This is a genomic window from Lactobacillus sp. N54.MGS-719 (assembly GCF_000980505.1).
GTDB lineage: Bacteria > Bacillota > Bacilli > Lactobacillales > Lactobacillaceae > Lactobacillus > Lactobacillus amylovorus.
Genome location: NZ_LARO01000002.1, coordinates 59,176 through 78,804 on the forward strand (window position 1 = coordinate 59,176; position 19,629 = coordinate 78,804).

Consider the following 19,629-nt stretch of genomic DNA (forward strand, 5'->3'; position numbering starts at 1 on the left):
ATTAATAAATTATTTTAACTTGCTGTACTTACTATTATCTTTTTTTGTGTGAGCAGTAATGGTTGCAATAATTGCTGAGAAAAGAATACCAAAGATAACGCCAACAATGACACAGTTTCTCATGTCGGTTACGTTAAATGAAGCACTTTGGGTTAAAGGACCAGCAATAAAGCCTACAACAAGCATGTAGATTACGCTCCATACGATTGTAACGATATATCGACCCATATTAATTCCTTCTTTCGTGTAGAATTTTATCAAAATCCGAGGCTAATTTCAAACTCGATTAATGCAATTTGGTATACTAAATTTAATACAAGTTTGGCGAAAGGTGGTTACTATTATGCAAATAGCTGCACTGCAAAATCTAAGCTCATTTACATTACTAGATAGTCCAACCAAAGTGGCGGATTTGATTAAGACGGCCAAAGAAAAGGGCTATAGTGCCGTAGGTTTGGCGGATATCAACGTAACGTATGGTTTAGTTAACTTCTATGAAATTGCTAAAAAAGAGGGGATTAAGCCACTTTTAGGGATGCAAATTCGCTTAAATGGCTTGATTGATAGCACGCAAAAATATGATTTGCTGGTCTTTGCGAAAACTAATGCGGGCTATCATAATTTGTTGCGGCTTTCTAGTGCGATTAATTTATTAACCGAAAATGGTCAAAACGATAAGATTTTAACCCTCAAAGAACTGACCAAATACTTAGAGGATTTATTGGTAATTATTCCCGCTAATACTAGAAGTGAATTAGTCTATCTTTTTGAAACTAACCAGCAACTGGGCAGTGACTATTTGCGTGATTTAAAGAAAATTGTGCCTGACTTTTATCTTGGCGTTTATGCGGCCAAAAATGCTCAGGACTATCTCGATTATGTTCGCTCTTTAAGTAAGCAGTTCGATTTACCATTAGTTGCCGTTGAAGACAGCGAATATCTAAGACCGCGCGATCAATTTTTACAAAAGACTTTGCGGGCCATTCGCTCAGGTCAAAAGATGCAGGATATGGTGCCACTAGCTAAGCAAGACGGTTCGCATTATATGGTTGATGCAGAACAGATGCTTGAAAGATACCATCGCTTTGATTTGGATGATGCGGTTAATAACACTGCTAAAATTGCCGAAAAATGCAATGCAGAAGTAATTTTTCAAAAGCCAGTTTTACCAAAATATCACCAAAATAAGTTTCCAACTTCTGAGGAGTATCTGCATTACTTAGCTCAGACAGGCCTGCAAGCAAGATTTGGACAAGAAAAAATTCCGGCAGAATATCAAAAACGCCTCAACTATGAATTGCGAATTATTAATCAGATGGGCTTTGATGATTATTTCTTAATTGTTTGGGATGTCATCAATTATTGCCACCGCGTCAAAATTACAACGGGCCCTGGAAGAGGTTCCGCTTGTGGTTCGCTTGTCTCTTATTCATTAAGAATCACAGAAGTAGACCCATTGAAATACCATTTATTGTTTGAGCGTTTCTTAAATCCAGCTAGACATGAAATGCCTGATATCGACCTGGATATTCCTGATATTCATCGAGATACGGTTATTAAGTACATGTATCAAAAATATGGCATGGATCATGCGGCACAGATTCTTACTTTTGGTACTTTAGCTGCTAAGCAAGCCTTGCGTGATGTAGGCCGCGTTTTTGGTCTAACAATGGTTGAAGTTAATAAATGGGTCCGTGCTATTCCGTTTTCTAAGGGAAAAATGACGTTAAAACAAGCCTACGAAGAATCACGTGAATTACGACTGCTTGTTGATGCCACAGAAGAAAATAAGCTGCTTTTCAGAACGGCAATGGCATTAGAGGGGTTGCCGCGACACTATTCAATTCACGCGGCTGGATTAGTCATTAGTGATGATTCGATTGCCGGAATTTCAGGCTTGCAAGCAGGTCCACTTGGCATCCCTGTTACTCAACAAACTAAGAAATACGTTGAATCTTTGGGTCTATTGAAAATTGACTTCTTAGGCTTGCGTAACTTAACTGTTTTGGGCAATATCTTAGACTTAGTGCGTAGCCAAGGAGTTAAGATAGATCCTAATAAGATCCCTTTGAATGACGCTAAGACATTAGAATTATTCCAACAGGGGAAAACTGATGCGATTTTCCAATTTGAATCTGAAGGAATCAGACGCGTTTTGCGTCAGCTTCATCCAGATAATTTTGAAGATCTTGTAGCGGTAAATGCTTTGTATCGTCCAGGTCCAATGCAAAATATTGATACGTTCGTTGCCAGAAAGAATGGCAAAGAACCAGTACGCTATCCTGATCCAAGTTTGAAGCAGATCCTGCAGCCAACTTACGGAATTTTGGTTTACCAGGAACAAGTTATGCAAACGGCACAAATTCTGGCTGGATTTTCACTAGGAGAGGCCGACATTTTGCGCCGGGCTATGTCGAAGAAAAAGCAAGATGTCATTGAGCAGGAAAAGAGCAAATTTATTGCTGGCGTAGTTAAAAACGGGCACTCTAAGGAAGTAGGTGAGCGCGTTTACCATTACATTGAGCAGTTTGCCAATTATGGTTTTAACCGTTCTCACGCTGTGGCTTATACCAAGATCGCCTTTTGGCTAGCTTATCTTAAAGTACATTATCCAGCAGCTTTCTATACTGCAATGTTAAATTCTTCTACTTCGGCTAAGGCTCAGCAATATGTAATGCAGGCTCAAGAAGCAAATATCCGTGTTCTAACGCCTGATATCAACCACAGCCAATTAGAATACACGTTGCAAAATAACAATATTTTAGTTGGCTTAAAGGCAATTAAAGGCTTGCGTGTAGACTTTGCCAAAGAAATTGCGGCTAATACTAAGCCGTATAAGTCACTTAGTGATTTCTTGCGTAGAATAGATTCTAAATTTTTACAAATTGATGCCATTGAAGCCTTGATCATGGCGGGAGCATTCGATCAGATTGAGGATAACAGAAATGAATTGTTGGCTAACTGTAAGGATATTATTGCAAATGTGCAATTGACGGGGCAGAATATTTCATTATCTGAGATTTTGGGGGATGCACCACTGAAGCCAGCTGAAATACCAACTAACGGTGAAAAAGCCGAAATGGAAGAAAAAGTTTTGGGCTTTGCTACGACAACAACGCCGCTGGTTGCCGTTCAAAAATATGCGCAAAAGTTTAACGCCCTGCCTTTGAATCAGTTCCAGTTCAATGAATCAGGAATCGGTGTAGGCAAGTTAATGAGTCTTAAAAGAATTAGAACTAAGAATGACAAGACGATGGCTTTTGCCGGTTTTGCCGATTCTTCAAGTCAGCAGGAGGTTATCATTTTTCCAGCTGCTTATGAAAAGTTTAACGATGTTCTGAAAATAGGCGATATTTATTTGCTTGGATTGCGGACGCAGGGCGATCGTTTTGATCAAAATAAAATGCAATATTTGTTAACTAATCTGCGAAAAGTAAACTTCAAAGACTAAATTTTGTTAAAAGAAAAACAATTATCGCAGATGTAAGTGCTATCAATTAGATTTGCAAAAATAAAGCTTAAGTTAGCGCAATTTTTATGAGCTTTTTGAACCAAAAAATGTTAATATTTATTTGATGTGAGAAATTACACAAAATAATCATGATGAGGTGAATTCATGAAACGGATTGGTATTTTAACTAGTGGTGGAGACGCCCCTGGTATGAATGCAGCAATTAGAGCTGTGACAAAGACTGCCATTCATCATGGCCTTGAAGTCTTTGGAATTCGTTACGGTTTCGCTGGTTTGGTTGCAGGTGACTTTGTTCCGCTAACTACGGAAAATGTTGACCACAAGATTAATGAAGGCGGTACATTCTTGTACAGTGCTCGTTTCCCTGAATTTGCACAAGAAGAAGTGCAACAAAAGGGTGTAGAGCAATTGAAGAAGCACGGTATCGATGCAGTTATCGTTATTGGCGGTGACGGATCATACCACGGTGCTTTGGCCTTAACTCGCCACGGCGTAAACTCAGTTGGTTTGCCAGGAACTATCGACAACGATATTCCTTACACTGACTACACGATCGGCTTTGATTCTGCTTGTCGTACTGCTATGGACGCAATTGATAAGATTCGTGACACTGCAAGTAGTCACCACAGAGTATTCATTGTTAACGTAATGGGTCGTGAATGTGGTGATATTGCTATGCGTGTTGGTGTTGCAAGCGGCGCAGATGCTATTGTAATTCCTGAACGTCCTTATGACATTAAGGAAATTGCAGAAACTCTTAAACGCGGATTTGCAGATGGCAAAGATCATGGTATCATTGTCTTAGCAGAAGGTGTCATGGCTGCCGATAAATTTAAGGATGAATTACTTAAATACGGTGACTTTGATGCCCGTGCTAATGTCCTTGCACATATGCAACGTGGTGGCTCACCTACTGTCACAGATAGAGTAAATGCTACTAAGATGGGTAACTATGCTGTTAAGTTGCTTCTTGATGGGAAGGGCGGTTTAGCTGTCGGCATCGAGAATAGCAAACTTGAAACCCACGACATTCTTGATTTGTTTGATGGTAAACACCAAGGCGACTATGCGCTTATGGATGTAAATGAAGAAATGACTAAATATTAATTTAGTTGATTTTTGGAGAGGATTTTTTTAATAATGAAGAAAACTAAGATTGTTAGTACTTTAGGGCCAGCTTCAAACGATATTGAAACTATTACCGCTTTAGCAAAAGCTGGTGCAAACGTATTCCGTTTCAACTTCTCACACGGTGACCACCCAGAACACCTTGCTCGTATGAAGATGGTTCGTCAAGTGGAAAAGGATACTGGTTTGCTTCTTGGTATCGACCTTGACACTAAGGGTGCTGAAATCAGAACCACTGAACAAGAAGGTGGCAAGTTTACTATTAACACCGGTGACATGATCCGTGTATCAATGGATGCTACCAAGAAGGGTAACAAGGACATGATCCACGTTACCTACGATGGTTTGTACGATGATACTCACGTTGGTGGTCACGTATTAATCGATGACGGTTTGGTTGACCTTTTGATCAAGGAAAAGGACGACTCAAAGAGAGAATTAGTTTGTGAAGCTCAAAACACTGGTGTTATCGGTTCAAAGAAGGGTGTTAACGCTCCTGGCGTTGAAATCCGCCTCCCAGGTATCACTGAAAAGGATACTGACGACATCAAGTTCGGTTTGAAGTTCGGTATTAACTTCATTACTGCTTCATTTGCACGTAAAGCTCAAGATATCTTAGATATCCGTAAGCTTTGTGAAGAAGCAGGTGCAGACTACGTTAAGATCTTCCCTAAGATTGAATCACAAGAAGGTATTGACAACGCTGACGAAATCTTGCAAGTATCAGATGGTTTGATGGTTGCTCGTGGTGACATGGGTGTTGAAATTCCATTCATGGAAGTTCCATTTGTACAAAAAAGCTTAATCCGTAAGGCTAACGCACTTGGTAAGCCAGTTATCACTGCTACCCAAATGCTTGACTCAATGCAAGAAAACCCACGTCCAACTCGTGCCGAAGTTTCAGACGTTGCTAACGCTGTTCTTGATGGTACTGACGCAACTATGCTTTCAGGTGAATCAGCAAACGGTCTTTACCCAGTTAAGGCTGTTAAGGCTATGGCTGAAATTGACGAACGTACTGAAAAGCAAATGCTTAAGCGTAACACTTTAGCACTTCAAAGATTCGAAGCTTACAAGGGTTCAAACGTAACCGAAGCTATTGGTGAATCAGTTGTACGTACTGCTCAAGAATTAGGTGTTAAGACTATCATTACTGCAACTAATTCAGGTTACACTGCACGTATGATTTCTAAGTACCGTCCAAACGCAGACATCATTGCATTGACCTTCGACGAAAAGATTCAACACTCATTAGGTATTGTTTGGGGCGTTCAACCAGTATTGACTGAAAAGCCTAAGTCAACTGATGACATGTTTGAAGTAGCTGCTAAGGTAGCTAAGGAAAAGGGCTTTGTTAAGGATGGCGACCTTGTAATCATCGTTGCCGGTGTTCCAGTTGGTGACTCAGGTACTACTAACTTGATGAAGTTACAAATCATCGGTGACAAGCTTGTTCAAGGTTTAGGTGTTGGTAACGGTTCAGTTATCGGCAAGGCCGTTGTAGCAAACTCAGCAGAAGAAGCTAACAGCAAGGTTAAGGAAGGCGACATCTTAGTTGCTAAGACTACTGACCCTGACTACAACCCAGCTATTAAGAAGGCTTCAGGCTTAGTTGTTGAAGCTTCAGGTTTAACTTCACACGCAGCAGTTATCGGCTTATCATTAGGTATCCCAGTTGTTGTTGGTGCTACTGACGCAACTTCAAAGATTTCTGATGGTTCAACTATTACTGTTGACGCTCGTCGTGGTGCTATCTACCAAGGCGAAATCTCAAACCTTTAATTTAAAGATATAAAAAATAAGATTAGCTAATCAAAAAATAGTCAGCTTTCGAGCTGGCTATTTTATTTTGCTCAAATTTCTCTTATACTTATATATAAGAATATGTAAAGTAGGAGACGCTAAATATGCTTGGAACTGTTGAAAAAGGAAAAATTATTGATGAAAATGAGAATGCTTATTATGTTCAGATAGATGGAATTACTTATGAACTAAAGAAGCAGGAAATCACTCAGGATGATATTCCTAAAGTTGGTGATGAAATTGAAGGCTTCATTTATGACAATAAGCATCATGATCGTGAAATGACGCAATTTTTACCGTTTGCTCAACCAGATCAATATGGCTGGGGTAAGGTCACTGAAGTAAGACCTGGTTTAGGTGTATTCGTCGATGTTGGCCTTCCTGATAAGGATGTTGTATTGTCAATGGACGATCTGCCACGCGAAAAGGAAAGATGGCCACGCCGTGATGATCGTTTATTGGTTAGATTGGAAACAGACTACAAGGATCGAATTTGGGCAAAGCTTGCTGATGAAAACATTTTTGATCAATTAGCTGCTAACTTCCCTAATAATATGAATAATCAAAATGTCTTTTGTACTGTTTATGCTAGTCGTGAAATTGGAGCCTTTGTTTTAACTGACGACTATTACTTGGGCTTTGTTCACGCTTCCCAAATGCCTCGTCCGATGCGTTTAGGCGAACAATTTAAGGGAAGAGTCATTGGTGTCAGCCAATATGGTCGTTTGAACCTGAGTGCTTTGCCTCGAGCATTTGAAGAAATTGATGACGATGCACAAATGATTTTGATGAGTTTGCGTAGACGTGAAACTAAGACTTTGCCTTTCTACGACAAGTCTGATGCTCAAGAGATTAAATCTTACTTTGGTATTTCAAAGTCAGCCTTTAAGCGTGCTGTAGGTCACTTGCTTAAAGCTGGCTTAATTGAAGAAAATAAAGACGCAGGAACAATCACCTTGATTAAGGATCCAAAAGAGGATGTCGATGACGAATAATGAGTTGCAGGATCAAATAGACGATTACTTACGCTTTAGCCAAGTTGAGCGAGGCTTGAGCACCAATACAATTAGTGCTTATCGACAAGACCTCGAAGAATATCTTTCTTTTATCAAAAAAGAGGGGATGTCTTCATGGCCAACAGAAGCTAGTGATGTTGATGCCTTTTTAGCTAGACAGCGTGATTTGAATAAGGCAACGAGTTCGATTAGTCGACTTATTTCGAGCATGCGTAAATTTTATCAATGGCTAGCAAGACAAAATATTCAAAAGTTAAATCCAATGCTGGAAATTGATTTACCCAAAAAGGAGCGACGTCTGCCAACTGCTTTGAGTCGAGAAGAAGTTAATCGTTTGTTAGAACAACCAGATGTAGAACAAAAATTGGGTCTGCGGGATCGTGCGATTTTGGAAACTTTGTATGCGACAGGAATGCGGGTTAGCGAATTGATTAATTTAGAATTACAAGATATCCATGAAGATCTTGGCTTAATTCGTGTTTTAGGAAAGGGATCAAAGGAAAGACTGATCCCAATTAGTCCTGTAGCTTTGCACTGGATTGATAAGTATCAAAAGCAAGTTCGCGATCCACTAATTCTTAAATCTGGGAAAAATGATGAACATCTTTTCTTGAATAATCGTGGAGGAAAATTAACTAGGCAAGCTATTTGGCAAATGATAAAGAAATATTGTCAAATGGCAGGTATCACTAAAGATGTTACGCCTCACACTTTGCGTCATACGTTTGCGACGCATTTATTAGAAAATGGTGCAGATTTGAGAGTTGTGCAAGAGATTCTAGGTCACTCTGATATTAGTACCACTCAAATCTATACTAATTTGTCGCAAAAACATATTTTACAAGTGTATCAAAAGACTCATCCACGTCTTTAGGTGAAAGTTATGCTAATACAATATAAAAAAGATTATGAAAAGACGGCTATGGGGTTGCTCTCATATTTGCCAGATTTCAAAAATATCGAAAACCTAAAAGAAGAAATCAGTTTGAATCAAGAAGACAATGATTTCGTGCTATTTTTGTACCGTAACAAGCAAAATAATGTTGTCGGTGTGTTGGGTACACAAATGACAGACAAGTTCATTATTATTCGCTACTTGTCTCTTGCTCCAGGTTTTCGTGAAATTAGTTATGAAAAGGATATTTTTGCCGAGTTAAAGAATGAATATCCAAATAAGCGGATTACGGCAGTACCCGAATATACCGACCTATTGAAGGCAGTTGAAGCAGATGGATAAAAAAGATTTAACAGTAGAATTACCTAATTTTGAAGGTCCATTGGATTTATTGCTGCACTTGATTCAGTCACAAAAAATCGATATTTATGATATTCCTATTGCCCAAATTACGAGTCAATATCTTGCATACTTGGGGCAAATGCAAAAACTAAATTTGCAAATTGCTGGTGAATACTTTGTAATGTCTTCGACTTTATTGCGGATAAAGTCACAATACTTATTACCACAAAATGACTTTGTAGATGAAGTTGAACCAGAAGAAGATCCACGTGATGAGTTGGTTCAGCAATTGATTCAATATTCAGTGTTTAAAAAGATTTCAGCCTATTTTAAAGAGCGTAACGAAGAAGTGCCGATTACGGTTTCTAAAGAGGCTAGTGTCTCCAAATCGGTTAAAGTGCAGCCGTTGCCTAAAGGTCAAATTACGTCGGATGAATTAGCTACGACTTTTAGTATGGTTTTACGACGCTTAAAAATACGTAAGCCAAATACCGCTTCAATCGAAGTGGCAGAAACGCCAATTAACGATATGATTGATTATTTGCATGAGCGATTAGAGCAAAAAAAGAGAGTCAGCTTTTTTAGTTGTGCTGATCGCATGCGGTCTATTTCTGATGTGATTGGATTGTTTTTGGCGATGCTCGAATTAAGCAAAAAGCATGAAATTTATATTATGCAAGCAAGAGAATTCGGTGATTTGGATTTAGAAAGAGCGGATGTAAATGGCAAGTAAGGAAGCAAATTTAGAAGCACTTCTATATGCAGCTGGAGATAGCGGAATTGAAGAGCAAAATTTGACTGCGCTTCTTGAAGTAGATGGCGAAGAGTTAGGGCAAATTGCAGAAAAAGTTAAGCAAAGATTAGCTGCGAACAAAGATTCTGGAATTCAGTTAATTCATGTAGCTCACACCTATAAGCTGACTACTAGTCCTCAAACAGCTGAAATAATTGAAAAATATTTCCAAAAAGATTTAACGAAAAACTTAAGCCAATCAGCTTTAGAAATTTTGGCAATTGTCGCATATCGTCAACCAATAACTAGAGTAGAAATTGATGATATTCGTGGTGTTAATTCTTCGGGTGCGCTACAGACCTTGGTTTGGCGCGGTTTGATCGAAACCAATGGTAAGAAAGAAGCACCAGGCCATCCAAAGCTTTATGTGACTACTGATTACTTTTTACAATACTTCAATTATCAAAGTTTAGCTGATCTTCCACTAATTGAAGACTTTGAAGATAGTGCGAATAACGAAGAAATAGATTTGTTTGATCCTAAGAAGACAGATCAAGATACTCAGAAAGAAGGACAATAATGGCAGAAAGACTGCAAAAAATTATTGCGGAAGCAGGCATTGCGTCAAGACGAAAAGCAGAAAAAATGATTACTGCTGGACGCGTTAAAGTCGACGGTAAAGTTATTACTAAATTAGGTACTAAGGTCGACACTTTTAGCAATATCACAGTGGATGATGAACCAATCGAAAGAGAAAGTCTGCACACTTATCTTTTCTATAAGCCACGTGGTGTTGTTTCAACTGCTAGCGATGACAAAGATCGAAAGACAGTAGTGGACTATTTTGAAGACGTACCATACCGTTTATATCCCGTAGGTCGTCTGGATTACGATACCTCTGGTCTTTTATTAATGACTAATGATGGTAAATTAGCCAACTTGTTAATGCATCCAAGAAACGAAGTTTCAAAGGTTTATGTAGCCAAGATCAAAGGGATTTTGACTCCAGAAGAGATTAAAACTCTGACCCATGGTGTTAAGCTGGATGATTTTAAGGCTGCTCCTGCCAAGGTTAAAGTGCTTAAAACAGATAAGCGTAAGGATACTCAAATTGTCCAATTGACTATTCATGAAGGTCATTACCACCAGGTAAAAAGAATGTTTAAGGCAGTTGGCCATTTGGTTGAAAAATTGTCACGAGAAAAATATGCTTTCTTAACTTTGGACTCGCTTACTTTCGGTCAATACCGGGAATTATCGAAAAATGAAGTTGACAAGTTAATGCGTTTGGATTAACTTATAATTGTAAATTGAATATCAGGTTATTGTCTTCAGGGCAGGGTGAAAGTCCCGACCGGCGGTGAGAGTCCGCGACCCACTTTTGTGGCTGAATCTTTTATGATACCGATAGTTAGAGTCTAGATGGAAGAAGACAGATCAATAAAAATCTTACTTTACTTTTAAGGGTCTGTTGCTGAAGCAATAGACCTTTTTTCTTGGAAAGGAAAGTAAGTTATGGATAAAGCTAGAACTAAATCTGGTAACTTAACCAATGTTGTCGCATATGCCTTAATTGGCTGTATTGCATTTGTAGTTATGAAATTCGAATTTCCAATTATGCCTGGTGTGGGCTTTTTGAAATTTGATTTTTCAGACGTCATTATTACCATCGGGATGTTTATTTTCGGAGCCGTTCCAGGAATAATCATCGCTGTGATCAGAATGATTTTGAGTTTAATTTTTAGCGGTTTTGCACTTCCAAGTGTCATTGGTGAAATAGCAGCGTTTTTGGCATCTATGTCGTTTTCATTGCCATTTTATTTCTTTAGTAGGAAAGTAACCCCTGAGAGTAGAAAGACGCTGAAAGGACATTTAATGCCAGTTGTAGGATTAATCATTGGTGTTTTAGCAATGACATGCATCTTAGCTGTAGCTAATGCCTTTGTTTTAACTCCTGTTTATGCAATTACTGCAGTGCCTAATTTGCCAGCAATTAATGGTTATGGTGCGCTTTACCACTTTACGGAAAAAGTATATTTGGGGCAATTGCTCCATTTGCCATCAATGAAGGCGTACATCTTTAGCATTATTGTTCCATTCAACTTGTTAAAAGGTGTCATCAACAGTGTGGCAGTTTACCTGTTATTTGAAGCAACGATTACGACGATTAAACCATTTGTCCGTAAAAGATTTAATTTAAACTAAAAAAATATTCCATCAGCTGCAAAAGTTGATGGATTTTTTTATATTCAAAGCTTCGTAAAATATGCTAGAATTAATCCGTTAAGTGAATGGAGGAATTTATAGATGGATAAAAAATCAACAGGTCCATACAAGCACTATGAGCGTCCTACTGAGAAGCGAAGCGCAAAAGATCATCGACCTAACGGCTCTGGTCGCTGGATTGCAACAATTGTAATTCTAGCAGTGATCTTAATTGCACTTGTTCCAATAGTATATCGCTTAGCCTCAAATCATTCTTCTGAAAAAGCTACTGAAGTTCAAACAGTCAAGAAAACTTCTTTAAGTTCAAAGAGCAAGAGCTCTCAAGCTAAGAAAAAATCCTCAGCTTCCTCAGCTTCTTCAAAGAGCAATGATTCTGCCAAAACTAGTTCTAGTTCATCGGAAAAGACTATTTATACAGTTAAAACCGGTGATACTTTGACTAGTATTGCGCAAAAACATGGACTCACTGTTGATCAATTAGCCAAGTTAAATAATCTTAAAGACACTTCAAATGTCAATATTGGCCAGACACTTAAGTTGAAATAATCTTTCAGAAAGGATAAAAGAGGTCGACGGTAAGATCTCTTTTTTGTTGAAATGCAAGTAGCAGTTGATGGTCCTGCATCAGCAGGAAAGAGCACGGTTGCTAAAATCATCGCTAAAAAGTTGTCATTTGTATATATTGACACAGGTGCAATGTACCGTGCATGTACAGTTATTGCTCGTAATCATAATTTGGATTACGGGGATGAAGCGGGAATCTTAAAAGCCATTGATGAAGATGGAATCGAATTAAGATCCGAAGATGGTGAACAAAAAGTTTACGTAGCTGGAAAAGACGTTTCTAAAGAAATTAGAACTCCAGAAATTTCAGCTAACGTATCACAAGTTTCCGCTTTACCTAAGATTCGTGAAAAGATGGTTAGTTTGCAACGTCAAATGGCAGGCAAGACCAATGTTATTATGGATGGTCGTGATATCGGAACTACAGTATTGCCTAATGCTGAATTAAAGATCTTTTTGGTAGCTTCTGCTAGATCACGTGCTGAACGCCGTCTTTTAGATCTTAAGGAACGTGGGATCGAATCAAAGCAAACTGTTGATGAAATTGAAAAAGACATCGCAGCAAGAGATTACAAGGATTCACACCGTAAAATTTCGCCACTTAAAAAGGCAGATGATGCAATTGAAATTGACACTACAAATATGTCGATCGACCAGGTTGTAGAGGCAATTTTAGCTCAAATCAAAAAAACTCAAAAAATTTTTTAAAAAACAGCACAAAATAGTAGAAAAATATCTGACTTTCATTTAAAATGGAACGTGATATTGGGAGGTACATATGTCAGAAAACAGTAATCAATTTTTAGACGCATTAAAGCAAATGCAAGGAGTTGAGGTCGGAGATATTGTCAATGTCGAAGTATTAGACGTTGAAGACGGCCAAATCGATGTTGGCGTTGAAAACGCTGGTGTTGAAGGTGTTATCACTCGTCGTGAATACACTTCAGATCGTAACGCAGACTTACGCGATTTAGTTAAGCCTGGCGACAAGTTCAAGGCCTTAGTATTAAGAAGAGCCGGTGGCGACAAGGAAAATGGTGAATTCTTCTTCTCAGTTACCCGCTTAAAGGAAAGAGAAGCATACGACAAGTTACAAAAGGACTTCGAAGAAGGCAAAGCTATCGAAGGTACTGTAACTTCATCAGTACGTGGTGGTTTACTTGTTGATGTTGGTACTCGTGGTTTCTTACCAGCTTCATTAATTTCAAACCGTTACGTTTCAGATCTTAAGCCATACATTGGTAAGACTATGAAGCTTAAGATTACTGAAATCGATCCAAACAAGAACCGTTTGATCCTTTCACATAAGGACTTAGTTGAAGAAGAACGTGAAGAAGCATTCGACAAGGTTGCATCACAATTAGTTGTTGGCGACGTTATCGAAGGTAAGGTATCACGTTTGACTAACTTCGGTGCATTCATCGATGTTGGTGGTGTTGACGGTTTAGTTCACATTTCAGAAATTTCTTACAAGCACGTTGACAAGCCAAGCGATGCTTTAAAGGCTGGTCAAGATGTTAAGGTTAAGGTCATTGGTATTGACAATGACAGACATCGTATTTCCCTGTCTATTAAGCAAACTGAACCTTCTCCTTTTGAACAAGCTACTGCTAACTTAAATGAAGGCGATGTTTTTGAAGGTGAAGTTAAGTCATTGACTAACTTTGGTGCTTTTGTTGAAGTTGCTGACGGTATCCAAGGTTTGGTACACGTTTCAGAAATCTCAAACAAGCACGTTGACAAGCCAAGCGATGTTTTAAAGGTTGGCCAAACTGTTAAGGTTAAGGTTTTGAACATTGACCCAAGTGACAGAAGAATTTCACTTTCAATCAAGGCTGCTGACTCAAACACTTCTTCATCAGACAACAACAGTTCTCGTCCACGTCGTTCACGTAACGAAAACTCAGTAAACAAGAAGTACATGAGTGACAATGACAACGGCTTTGCATTAGGTGACATCATTGGTGACCAATTAAAGGACCGTAAGTAGTCATTTCTATTAAAAAAGCCGACAGACGTCGGCTTTTTTATTTTCTAATTTGTAAAGGAGGGTGAAAATGGCTTTACCAGTTGTAGCGATTGTGGGCCGACCAAACGTCGGTAAATCAACGCTCTTTAACAGAATTATTAATCAGCGCTTAGCAATTGTTGAAGATAAGCCTGGTGTAACTCGCGATAGAAACTACGCTCAAGCCGAATGGATGGGCCATAAATTCGATCTAATCGATACTGGGGGTATTACCTGGGAAGGCGGTAAAATCGAAGAGGAGATCCGTGCACAAGCTGAAATTGCTATTGAAGAAGCAGACGTTATCGTTATGCTAACTAGTGTAGTAAATCATATGACGGATCTTGATGAACGTGTTGCTCACTTGCTTTACCGTACCCAAAAGCCAGTTATCTTGGCTGTAAACAAGGCTGATAACCCTGAACAAAGAAATGATATCTATGATTTCTATAGTTTAGGTTTAGGCGATCCAATTCCTGTATCAAGTAGTCATGGTACCGGTATTGGTGACTTGCTTGATGCCATTGTAGATAAATTCCCTGAAGATAAGGACACCCAAGCTGAGGATGTCATTTCATTCAGCGTAATTGGTCGACCAAACGTTGGTAAATCTTCTATTGTTAACAAGTTGCTCGGTGAAGATCGAGTTATTGTTGCTAACGAAGAAGGTACAACTAGAGACGCAGTTGATACGCCTTTTACTAAAGATGGGGTAAAATTCAAGGTAGTCGACACCGCCGGAATCAGAAGACGCGGCAAGGTCTACGAAAAGACCGAGAAGTATTCTGTCTTGCGTGCTATGAGCGCTATTGAACGCTCAGACGTGGTTTTGCTGGTTCTTGATGCAAGTACAGGCATTAGAGAACAAGACAAGCACGTGGCCGGATATGCGCATGAAGCAGGCCGTGGAATAATCATTGTGGTTAACAAATGGGATCTGCCTAAGAAGAACAGTACCAGTGCTAAAGAATTTGAACGTGAAATCAAAGAAGAATTCCAATACTTGGATTACGCTCCAATTTTGTTTGTTTCTGCTAAGACTGGTCAACGTCTCGATCAAATTCCATCAATGGTCAAAGAAGTTTATGACAACCAAAACCAACGTATTCAATCAAGTGTCTTAAACGACTTATTGCTGGAAGCCAGCAAGCTTGTTCCTACGCCTATGGTTAAAGGAAAGAGACTTCGCGTTTACTACATGACCCAAGTAAGCACTAATCCGCCAACTTTTGTGGTCTTTGTAAATGATCCGGAATTGATGCACTTTTCATATGAAAGATTCCTTATAAATCAATTGCGTCAAAACTTTGATTTTACGGGAACACCGATAAAAATCATTCCTAGAAAGAGAAAGTAATAAAAAAGTTGCCAAATTTGCTAAAAAACCTTGTTGTAATAAGGGTTTTGTGATATTTTGGTTTCTAGGAAACAATGATTAGTCGTGATCATTATTCCTTGTTTTTTAAAAACAAAGAACAAACTTTGGACTTCGGGTTCAAATTCAGGAGGTGAATTATTTATGGCAAATAAAGCTGAATTAGTTTCTGAAGTTGCTTCAAAGACTAAATTGACTAAGAAGGAAGTTGCTGCTGCTGTTGATGCTATCTTTGGCTCAATCCAAGACAACCTTGCTAAGGGTGAAAAGGTACAATTGATCGGTTTTGGTACTTTTGAAGTACGCCACCGTGCAGCACGTAAGGGTCGTAACCCACAAACTGGTGATGAAATCGAAATCCCAGCAAGTGAAGTACCTGCATTCAAGCCAGGTAAGGCTCTTAAGGAAGCTGTTAAGTAGTCAATTACTTAAACATCTAATAAAAGACGTTGGGTTTTGTTCCGGCGTCTTTTTTTAGTACAATAATAGTCTGATTGGAGGCAAAACAATGAGTTATTCTGAACAATTGCTTGATTCGATTCAAAATCATGATTTTTCACAGAGTAAGCACCTTTTAAAAGAAGCACTAAATAATGATGATCCTGAAATTTTAGCATCACTAGCTGAAAACCTGACGGGCTTAGGGTTTACTGATTTAGCTAAAGAAGTATATCGTGCCTTAATTGTCAAATTTCCCAAAGAAGATTTGTTTAAAGTATATCTAGCAGAAATTTTACTTAATGATGGCGATGAAGACGATGGCTTGTCGCTGCTTTATAGCGTCTCTCACGACTCTTCTGCTTATCTGGATAGTCTGCTTGTTCAAGCTGATTATTACCAAACAAGCGGCTTAATTGAGACAGCAAAGGATAAATTATTGCAAGCACTGAAAATTGCACCTGAAGAAGATGCGGTTAAATTCGGTTTAGCAGAATTAGACTATTTAAGCGGTGACTACGAACAAGCTTTAGCCTTGTATAAAGATTTAGTTCAACGACAAGAAACATTTGGCGAAGTTAACTTAAATCAGCGTCTTTTTGCCACAAATGCTAAAATGGGCAACTATGAGCAAGCTGCTGAAATTATTAGAAAACGTAGCGACAGCATTTTCGATATTGATAGCAAATACGAAGCTGGGCTGGTAATGTTATCGGTTGGCGATGACGACAAGGCAATTAAGTTCTTAGATGAAGTAATTGAACAGAGCCCAGATTATGTCAATGCATATCCATTATTAGCGCAAGCTTATGAACATAAGCACGACAACGAACAAGTTTTGCGGACCGCACAAGCCGGTTTAGCTTATAACGAACTAGATGAAACTTTGTATTCATTAGGAGCCAGAGCCGCTGCTAATTTGAATGAAATGGATACTGCCAGAGATTTGCTTGAAAAGGGTCTAAAAATTGCTCCAGACAACAGTGATTTGCGTATGCAGCTATCTAACTTGTATCTTCATATGCATCAAGATAGCAGCAACATCGCTTTGTTCAAAGATTTGGATAATGAGAATATTGAACCTCAAGCTCACTGGAATATGGCCTTGTCTTATGAACGACTCGACAATAGTGAAAAAGCTCAAAGCGAATTCTTATTGGCTTACCCTGACTTTAAAGAAAATCCTGATTTCTTGCGTCAAATGATTATGTTCTTCAATGCTCAAAATAATAGCGATATTACTAAGCAACTGCTTGAACGCTACTTGAAGCTTGTCCCTGAGGACGATGAAATGCAGGACTTATATAATAATTTGTAAAAAAATAAACCGACTTTTCAGTCGGTTCTTTTTATTTTCTGATGAAGAAGTGGTGGCGTTTTTGCTTATAAGTAAATCCTTCACCCAGAGCTTCGTGCACTTCAAGAATTGAAACGAAGGCATTAGGATCTTCCTGCTTGATTAATTGTTTAATAGCAGGAATTTCACGTGGTGCAACTACGACGTAGATTACTCTTTTTTCATCTTGTTTGTAGCCACCCAATGCTTTGAAATAGGTAAAGCCGCGTTCCAGCTTGAGGTCAATCATTTGGCCAATCTGTTCATATTTATCTGAGATAATCAAAAGACCACGAGCACTGTAGGCGCCTTGTTGAACTGTGTCCATCGCGCGGGATAAAATAAATGACGCAAGCAGCGTGTACATCATGTGCTTGATATCCAAGTATGATAGAGAAGCAAACAAAACTACGGCGTCGCAGAACAGCAGCATTTTACCAGAAGAAATACCAAATTTAATCTGACAAATTCTGGCAATAATATCAGTTCCCCCAGAAGTTCCATTATATCTAAAGACCAGTCCTAATCCGATCCCGGAAAGCACACCAGCAGAAATTGCTGAGAGGAAGAGGTCGTGTTCTAAATCTAATTGTTTTATAATAGGAACTGAGCGCCAAAACCAAAGGAAAAAGGAAAGAGACACCGTTCCCCAAATTGTATACGCTAAAAGGCGTTTACCCATGAAACGGTAACCTAATAAAATAAGAGGAATGTTTAGTATCAGGGTCGACAAACCCATGTTGATGCCCCAGAAGTGGCGCAATATCAACGATATACCACTTAAACCTCCGTCTGCTAGTTTATTGGGTACGGAAATCATATCTAGGCTGATGCCGTAGATGGCGCATCCAAGTGCAATCATCAAAAGATCAATGAATGTTGCTTTGTTGATTCTTTTCATCTTGTCTTACCTCCTTTAAGTCTTTTCCTTCATTCTAACAGACAAAGAATTAAAAAGAATAAGAATTGAGATTTTATTAATGATTAGAATAGATAATTTACCAGAAATATTCGTTAAAGCAATGCCGGTCCTGCGAACGCTTGAAGATGCAGGCTTTGAGGCTTATTTTGTCGGCGGCTCCGTCAGAGACGTTTTACTGCATAGACATGTCCACGATGTCGATATTACTACCAGTGCTTATCCAGAAGAGGTTAAGGAACTTTTTGATAAATCAATTGATACTGGTATTAAACATGGCACCGTAACTGTCTTATATGGCGGTGAAAGTTATGAAATCACCACTTTTAGAACAGAATCCGGTTATCAGGATTTTAGAAGACCGGATCACGTAACTTTTGTTCAAAACCTTGATGAAGATTTGAAGAGAAGAGATTTTACGATTAACGCCCTAGCAATGGACATGCACGGTGATATCGTTGATTTATTCAATGGTATTGAAGATTTAAAGAATCATATCATTCGTGCCGTTGGCAATCCTGAAAAGAGATTCCATGAAGATGCCTTAAGAATGATGCGTGCCGTCAGATTCATGAGTCAATTGGAATTTAAGCTAGAAGAAAAAACTGAACAGGCTATCAAAGACAATCATGAGCTGTTAAAGAAGATTTCAGTTGAACGTATCCGCGAAGAATTTGTCAAAATGGGCTTAGGACCATTTTCAAGACAGGCATTTCAAATATTCCTAGATACGCAATTAAGTGAAGACGTGCCCGATTTTGCTGGTAAAAAGGACTTATTGCAAGTCTACCCACAATTAAAATTCAGTCCAACCATGGAAACTAGCCTGTGGGCAGTAATTATTATCTTGCTTAAAGTACCTAATGAAAACATTGGCAAATTTATGCGCGATTGGAAGAACTCCAATGCCATGACTGAAAAAGTTGAACAAATTATTAAAATGTTTGATTTGATTGCAGATCATGTGCCAACTGATTACGAATTGTTTGAAGCTGGGGAAGATATAATTATCAATACCATTGATGTGGCTGACATTTTGGGTCAACCTGTTTCTTCTGAAGCTTTGGTGGATCGTTATTTGGCTTTGCCGATTAAAACTCCAAGTGAATTGGCAGTAGATGGCCGTTTCTTAATTAAGCGAGGGATGCGTCCAGGTGCTCAATTAGGCCGTACCCTTAACCAAATTCGAAAAAAAGTTGTCGCTTGTGAAATAGAAAATAGTGAAGAAGCTATCGAACAGTATTTGGATGATTTAGATTAAAAAAGTGAATAATAAAACATACTAATCTAGTGTTGGATGATTACTCGACGGAGTAGTCGTTCAACACTTTTTCTTTTACTATGTAAAGTGGAGATGAAGCCAATGCCGTGACT

General features: G+C 38.7%; 19 protein-coding genes and 1 riboswitch. Of the genes, 17 read left to right on the top strand and 2 right to left on the bottom strand.

Features of this window, described 5'->3' with window-relative positions; all coding sequences use genetic code 11:
- Window positions 1–9: 9 nt before the first annotated feature.
- Window positions 10–228: a YjzD family protein gene (locus tag WS44_RS00650; protein WP_013437762.1), complete on the bottom strand. Its 219-nt coding sequence runs from the start codon at window positions 226–228 to the stop codon at window positions 10–12.
- A 115-nt stretch (window positions 229–343) separates the two neighbouring features.
- On the opposite strand from WS44_RS00650, the gene WS44_RS00655 reads away from it, so the two are divergent.
- The 16 genes from WS44_RS00655 (at window position 344) to WS44_RS00730 (ending at window position 17,318) form a co-directional block, all read left to right on the top strand.
- Complete coding sequence (locus tag WS44_RS00655; protein ID WP_046432510.1) at window positions 344–3,451, top strand: DNA polymerase III subunit alpha; 3,108 nt, start codon at window positions 344–346, stop codon at window positions 3,449–3,451.
- A gap of 165 nt (window positions 3,452–3,616) precedes the next feature.
- Window positions 3,617–4,579, top strand: a complete 963-nt coding sequence (gene pfkA / locus WS44_RS00660; RefSeq protein ID WP_013437764.1) for a 6-phosphofructokinase — start codon at window positions 3,617–3,619, stop codon at window positions 4,577–4,579.
- A gap of 33 nt (window positions 4,580–4,612) precedes the next feature.
- A complete protein-coding gene (gene pyk / locus WS44_RS00665) occupies window positions 4,613–6,382 on the top strand; it encodes a pyruvate kinase (RefSeq protein WP_013437765.1) in 1,770 nt (589 codons plus the stop codon).
- Window positions 6,383–6,507: 125 nt separating this feature from the next.
- The gene (locus tag WS44_RS00670; RefSeq protein ID WP_013437766.1) at window positions 6,508–7,398 is read left to right on the top strand and encodes a S1-like domain-containing RNA-binding protein; all 891 of its coding nucleotides are present in this window, start codon (window positions 6,508–6,510) and stop codon (window positions 7,396–7,398) included.
- Entirely contained in the window at window positions 7,388–8,293 is a 906-nt protein-coding gene (xerD, locus tag WS44_RS00675; protein ID WP_013437767.1) for a site-specific tyrosine recombinase XerD, read from the top strand. Before WS44_RS00670 ends, xerD begins: the two co-directional genes overlap by 11 nt.
- A 9-nt stretch (window positions 8,294–8,302) precedes the next feature.
- Window positions 8,303–8,656, top strand: a complete 354-nt coding sequence (locus WS44_RS00680) for a reductase (protein ID WP_013437768.1) — start codon at window positions 8,303–8,305, stop codon at window positions 8,654–8,656.
- Window positions 8,649–9,389: a segregation/condensation protein A gene (locus WS44_RS00685; RefSeq protein WP_013437769.1), complete on the top strand. Its 741-nt coding sequence runs from the start codon at window positions 8,649–8,651 to the stop codon at window positions 9,387–9,389. The genes WS44_RS00680 and WS44_RS00685 overlap by 8 nt, the downstream gene beginning before the upstream one ends.
- Window positions 9,379–9,969 carry an SMC-Scp complex subunit ScpB gene (gene scpB, locus WS44_RS00690; protein WP_013641823.1) on the top strand — a complete coding sequence of 197 codons (591 nt, stop codon included), beginning with the start codon at window positions 9,379–9,381 and terminating at the stop codon, window positions 9,967–9,969. The genes WS44_RS00685 and scpB overlap by 11 nt, the downstream gene beginning before the upstream one ends.
- Window positions 9,969–10,685: a pseudouridine synthase gene (locus WS44_RS00695; RefSeq protein ID WP_046432516.1), complete on the top strand. Its 717-nt coding sequence runs from the start codon at window positions 9,969–9,971 to the stop codon at window positions 10,683–10,685. Before scpB ends, WS44_RS00695 begins: the two co-directional genes overlap by 1 nt.
- 27 nt (window positions 10,686–10,712) lie before the next feature.
- Window positions 10,713–10,827: riboswitch (FMN riboswitch) on the top strand.
- 77 nt (window positions 10,828–10,904) lie between these two features.
- Window positions 10,905–11,594, top strand: coding sequence for an ECF transporter S component (locus WS44_RS00700; protein WP_013437772.1), 690 nt, complete (start codon window positions 10,905–10,907; stop codon window positions 11,592–11,594).
- A gap of 102 nt (window positions 11,595–11,696) precedes the next feature.
- On the top strand, window positions 11,697–12,161 hold the full coding sequence (locus tag WS44_RS00705; protein ID WP_013437773.1) for an SAG1386/EF1546 family surface-associated protein: 465 nt from the start codon (window positions 11,697–11,699) through the stop codon (window positions 12,159–12,161).
- Window positions 12,162–12,212: 51 nt separating this feature from the next.
- The gene (gene cmk, locus WS44_RS00710; RefSeq protein ID WP_013437774.1) at window positions 12,213–12,887 is read left to right on the top strand and encodes a (d)CMP kinase; all 675 of its coding nucleotides are present in this window, start codon (window positions 12,213–12,215) and stop codon (window positions 12,885–12,887) included.
- A gap of 70 nt (window positions 12,888–12,957) precedes the next feature.
- Window positions 12,958–14,169: a 30S ribosomal protein S1 gene (rpsA, locus tag WS44_RS00715; RefSeq protein ID WP_013437775.1), complete on the top strand. Its 1,212-nt coding sequence runs from the start codon at window positions 12,958–12,960 to the stop codon at window positions 14,167–14,169.
- Window positions 14,170–14,236: 67 nt separating this feature from the next.
- Window positions 14,237–15,544, top strand: coding sequence for a ribosome biogenesis GTPase Der (gene der, locus WS44_RS00720; RefSeq protein ID WP_013437776.1), 1,308 nt, complete (start codon window positions 14,237–14,239; stop codon window positions 15,542–15,544).
- 162 nt (window positions 15,545–15,706) lie between these two features.
- Window positions 15,707–15,982 (top strand): HU family DNA-binding protein, encoded by a 276-nt coding sequence (locus WS44_RS00725; protein ID WP_003547110.1) that lies wholly within the window; start codon window positions 15,707–15,709, stop codon window positions 15,980–15,982.
- A gap of 88 nt (window positions 15,983–16,070) precedes the next feature.
- Entirely contained in the window at window positions 16,071–17,318 is a 1,248-nt protein-coding gene (locus WS44_RS00730) for a tetratricopeptide repeat protein (RefSeq protein ID WP_013437777.1), read from the top strand.
- A 31-nt stretch (window positions 17,319–17,349) separates the two neighbouring features.
- Here the strand turns inward: WS44_RS00730 and WS44_RS00735 are convergent, their stop codons facing one another.
- On the bottom strand, window positions 17,350–18,237 hold the full coding sequence (locus tag WS44_RS00735; protein ID WP_013437778.1) for a YitT family protein: 888 nt from the start codon (window positions 18,235–18,237) through the stop codon (window positions 17,350–17,352).
- Between the two features lie 79 nt (window positions 18,238–18,316).
- Between WS44_RS00735 and WS44_RS00740 the strand changes: the two genes are divergently transcribed.
- Window positions 18,317–19,516, top strand: a complete 1,200-nt coding sequence (locus tag WS44_RS00740) for a CCA tRNA nucleotidyltransferase (RefSeq protein WP_014565788.1) — start codon at window positions 18,317–18,319, stop codon at window positions 19,514–19,516.
- The last annotated feature ends 113 nt before the right edge of the window (window positions 19,517–19,629 follow it).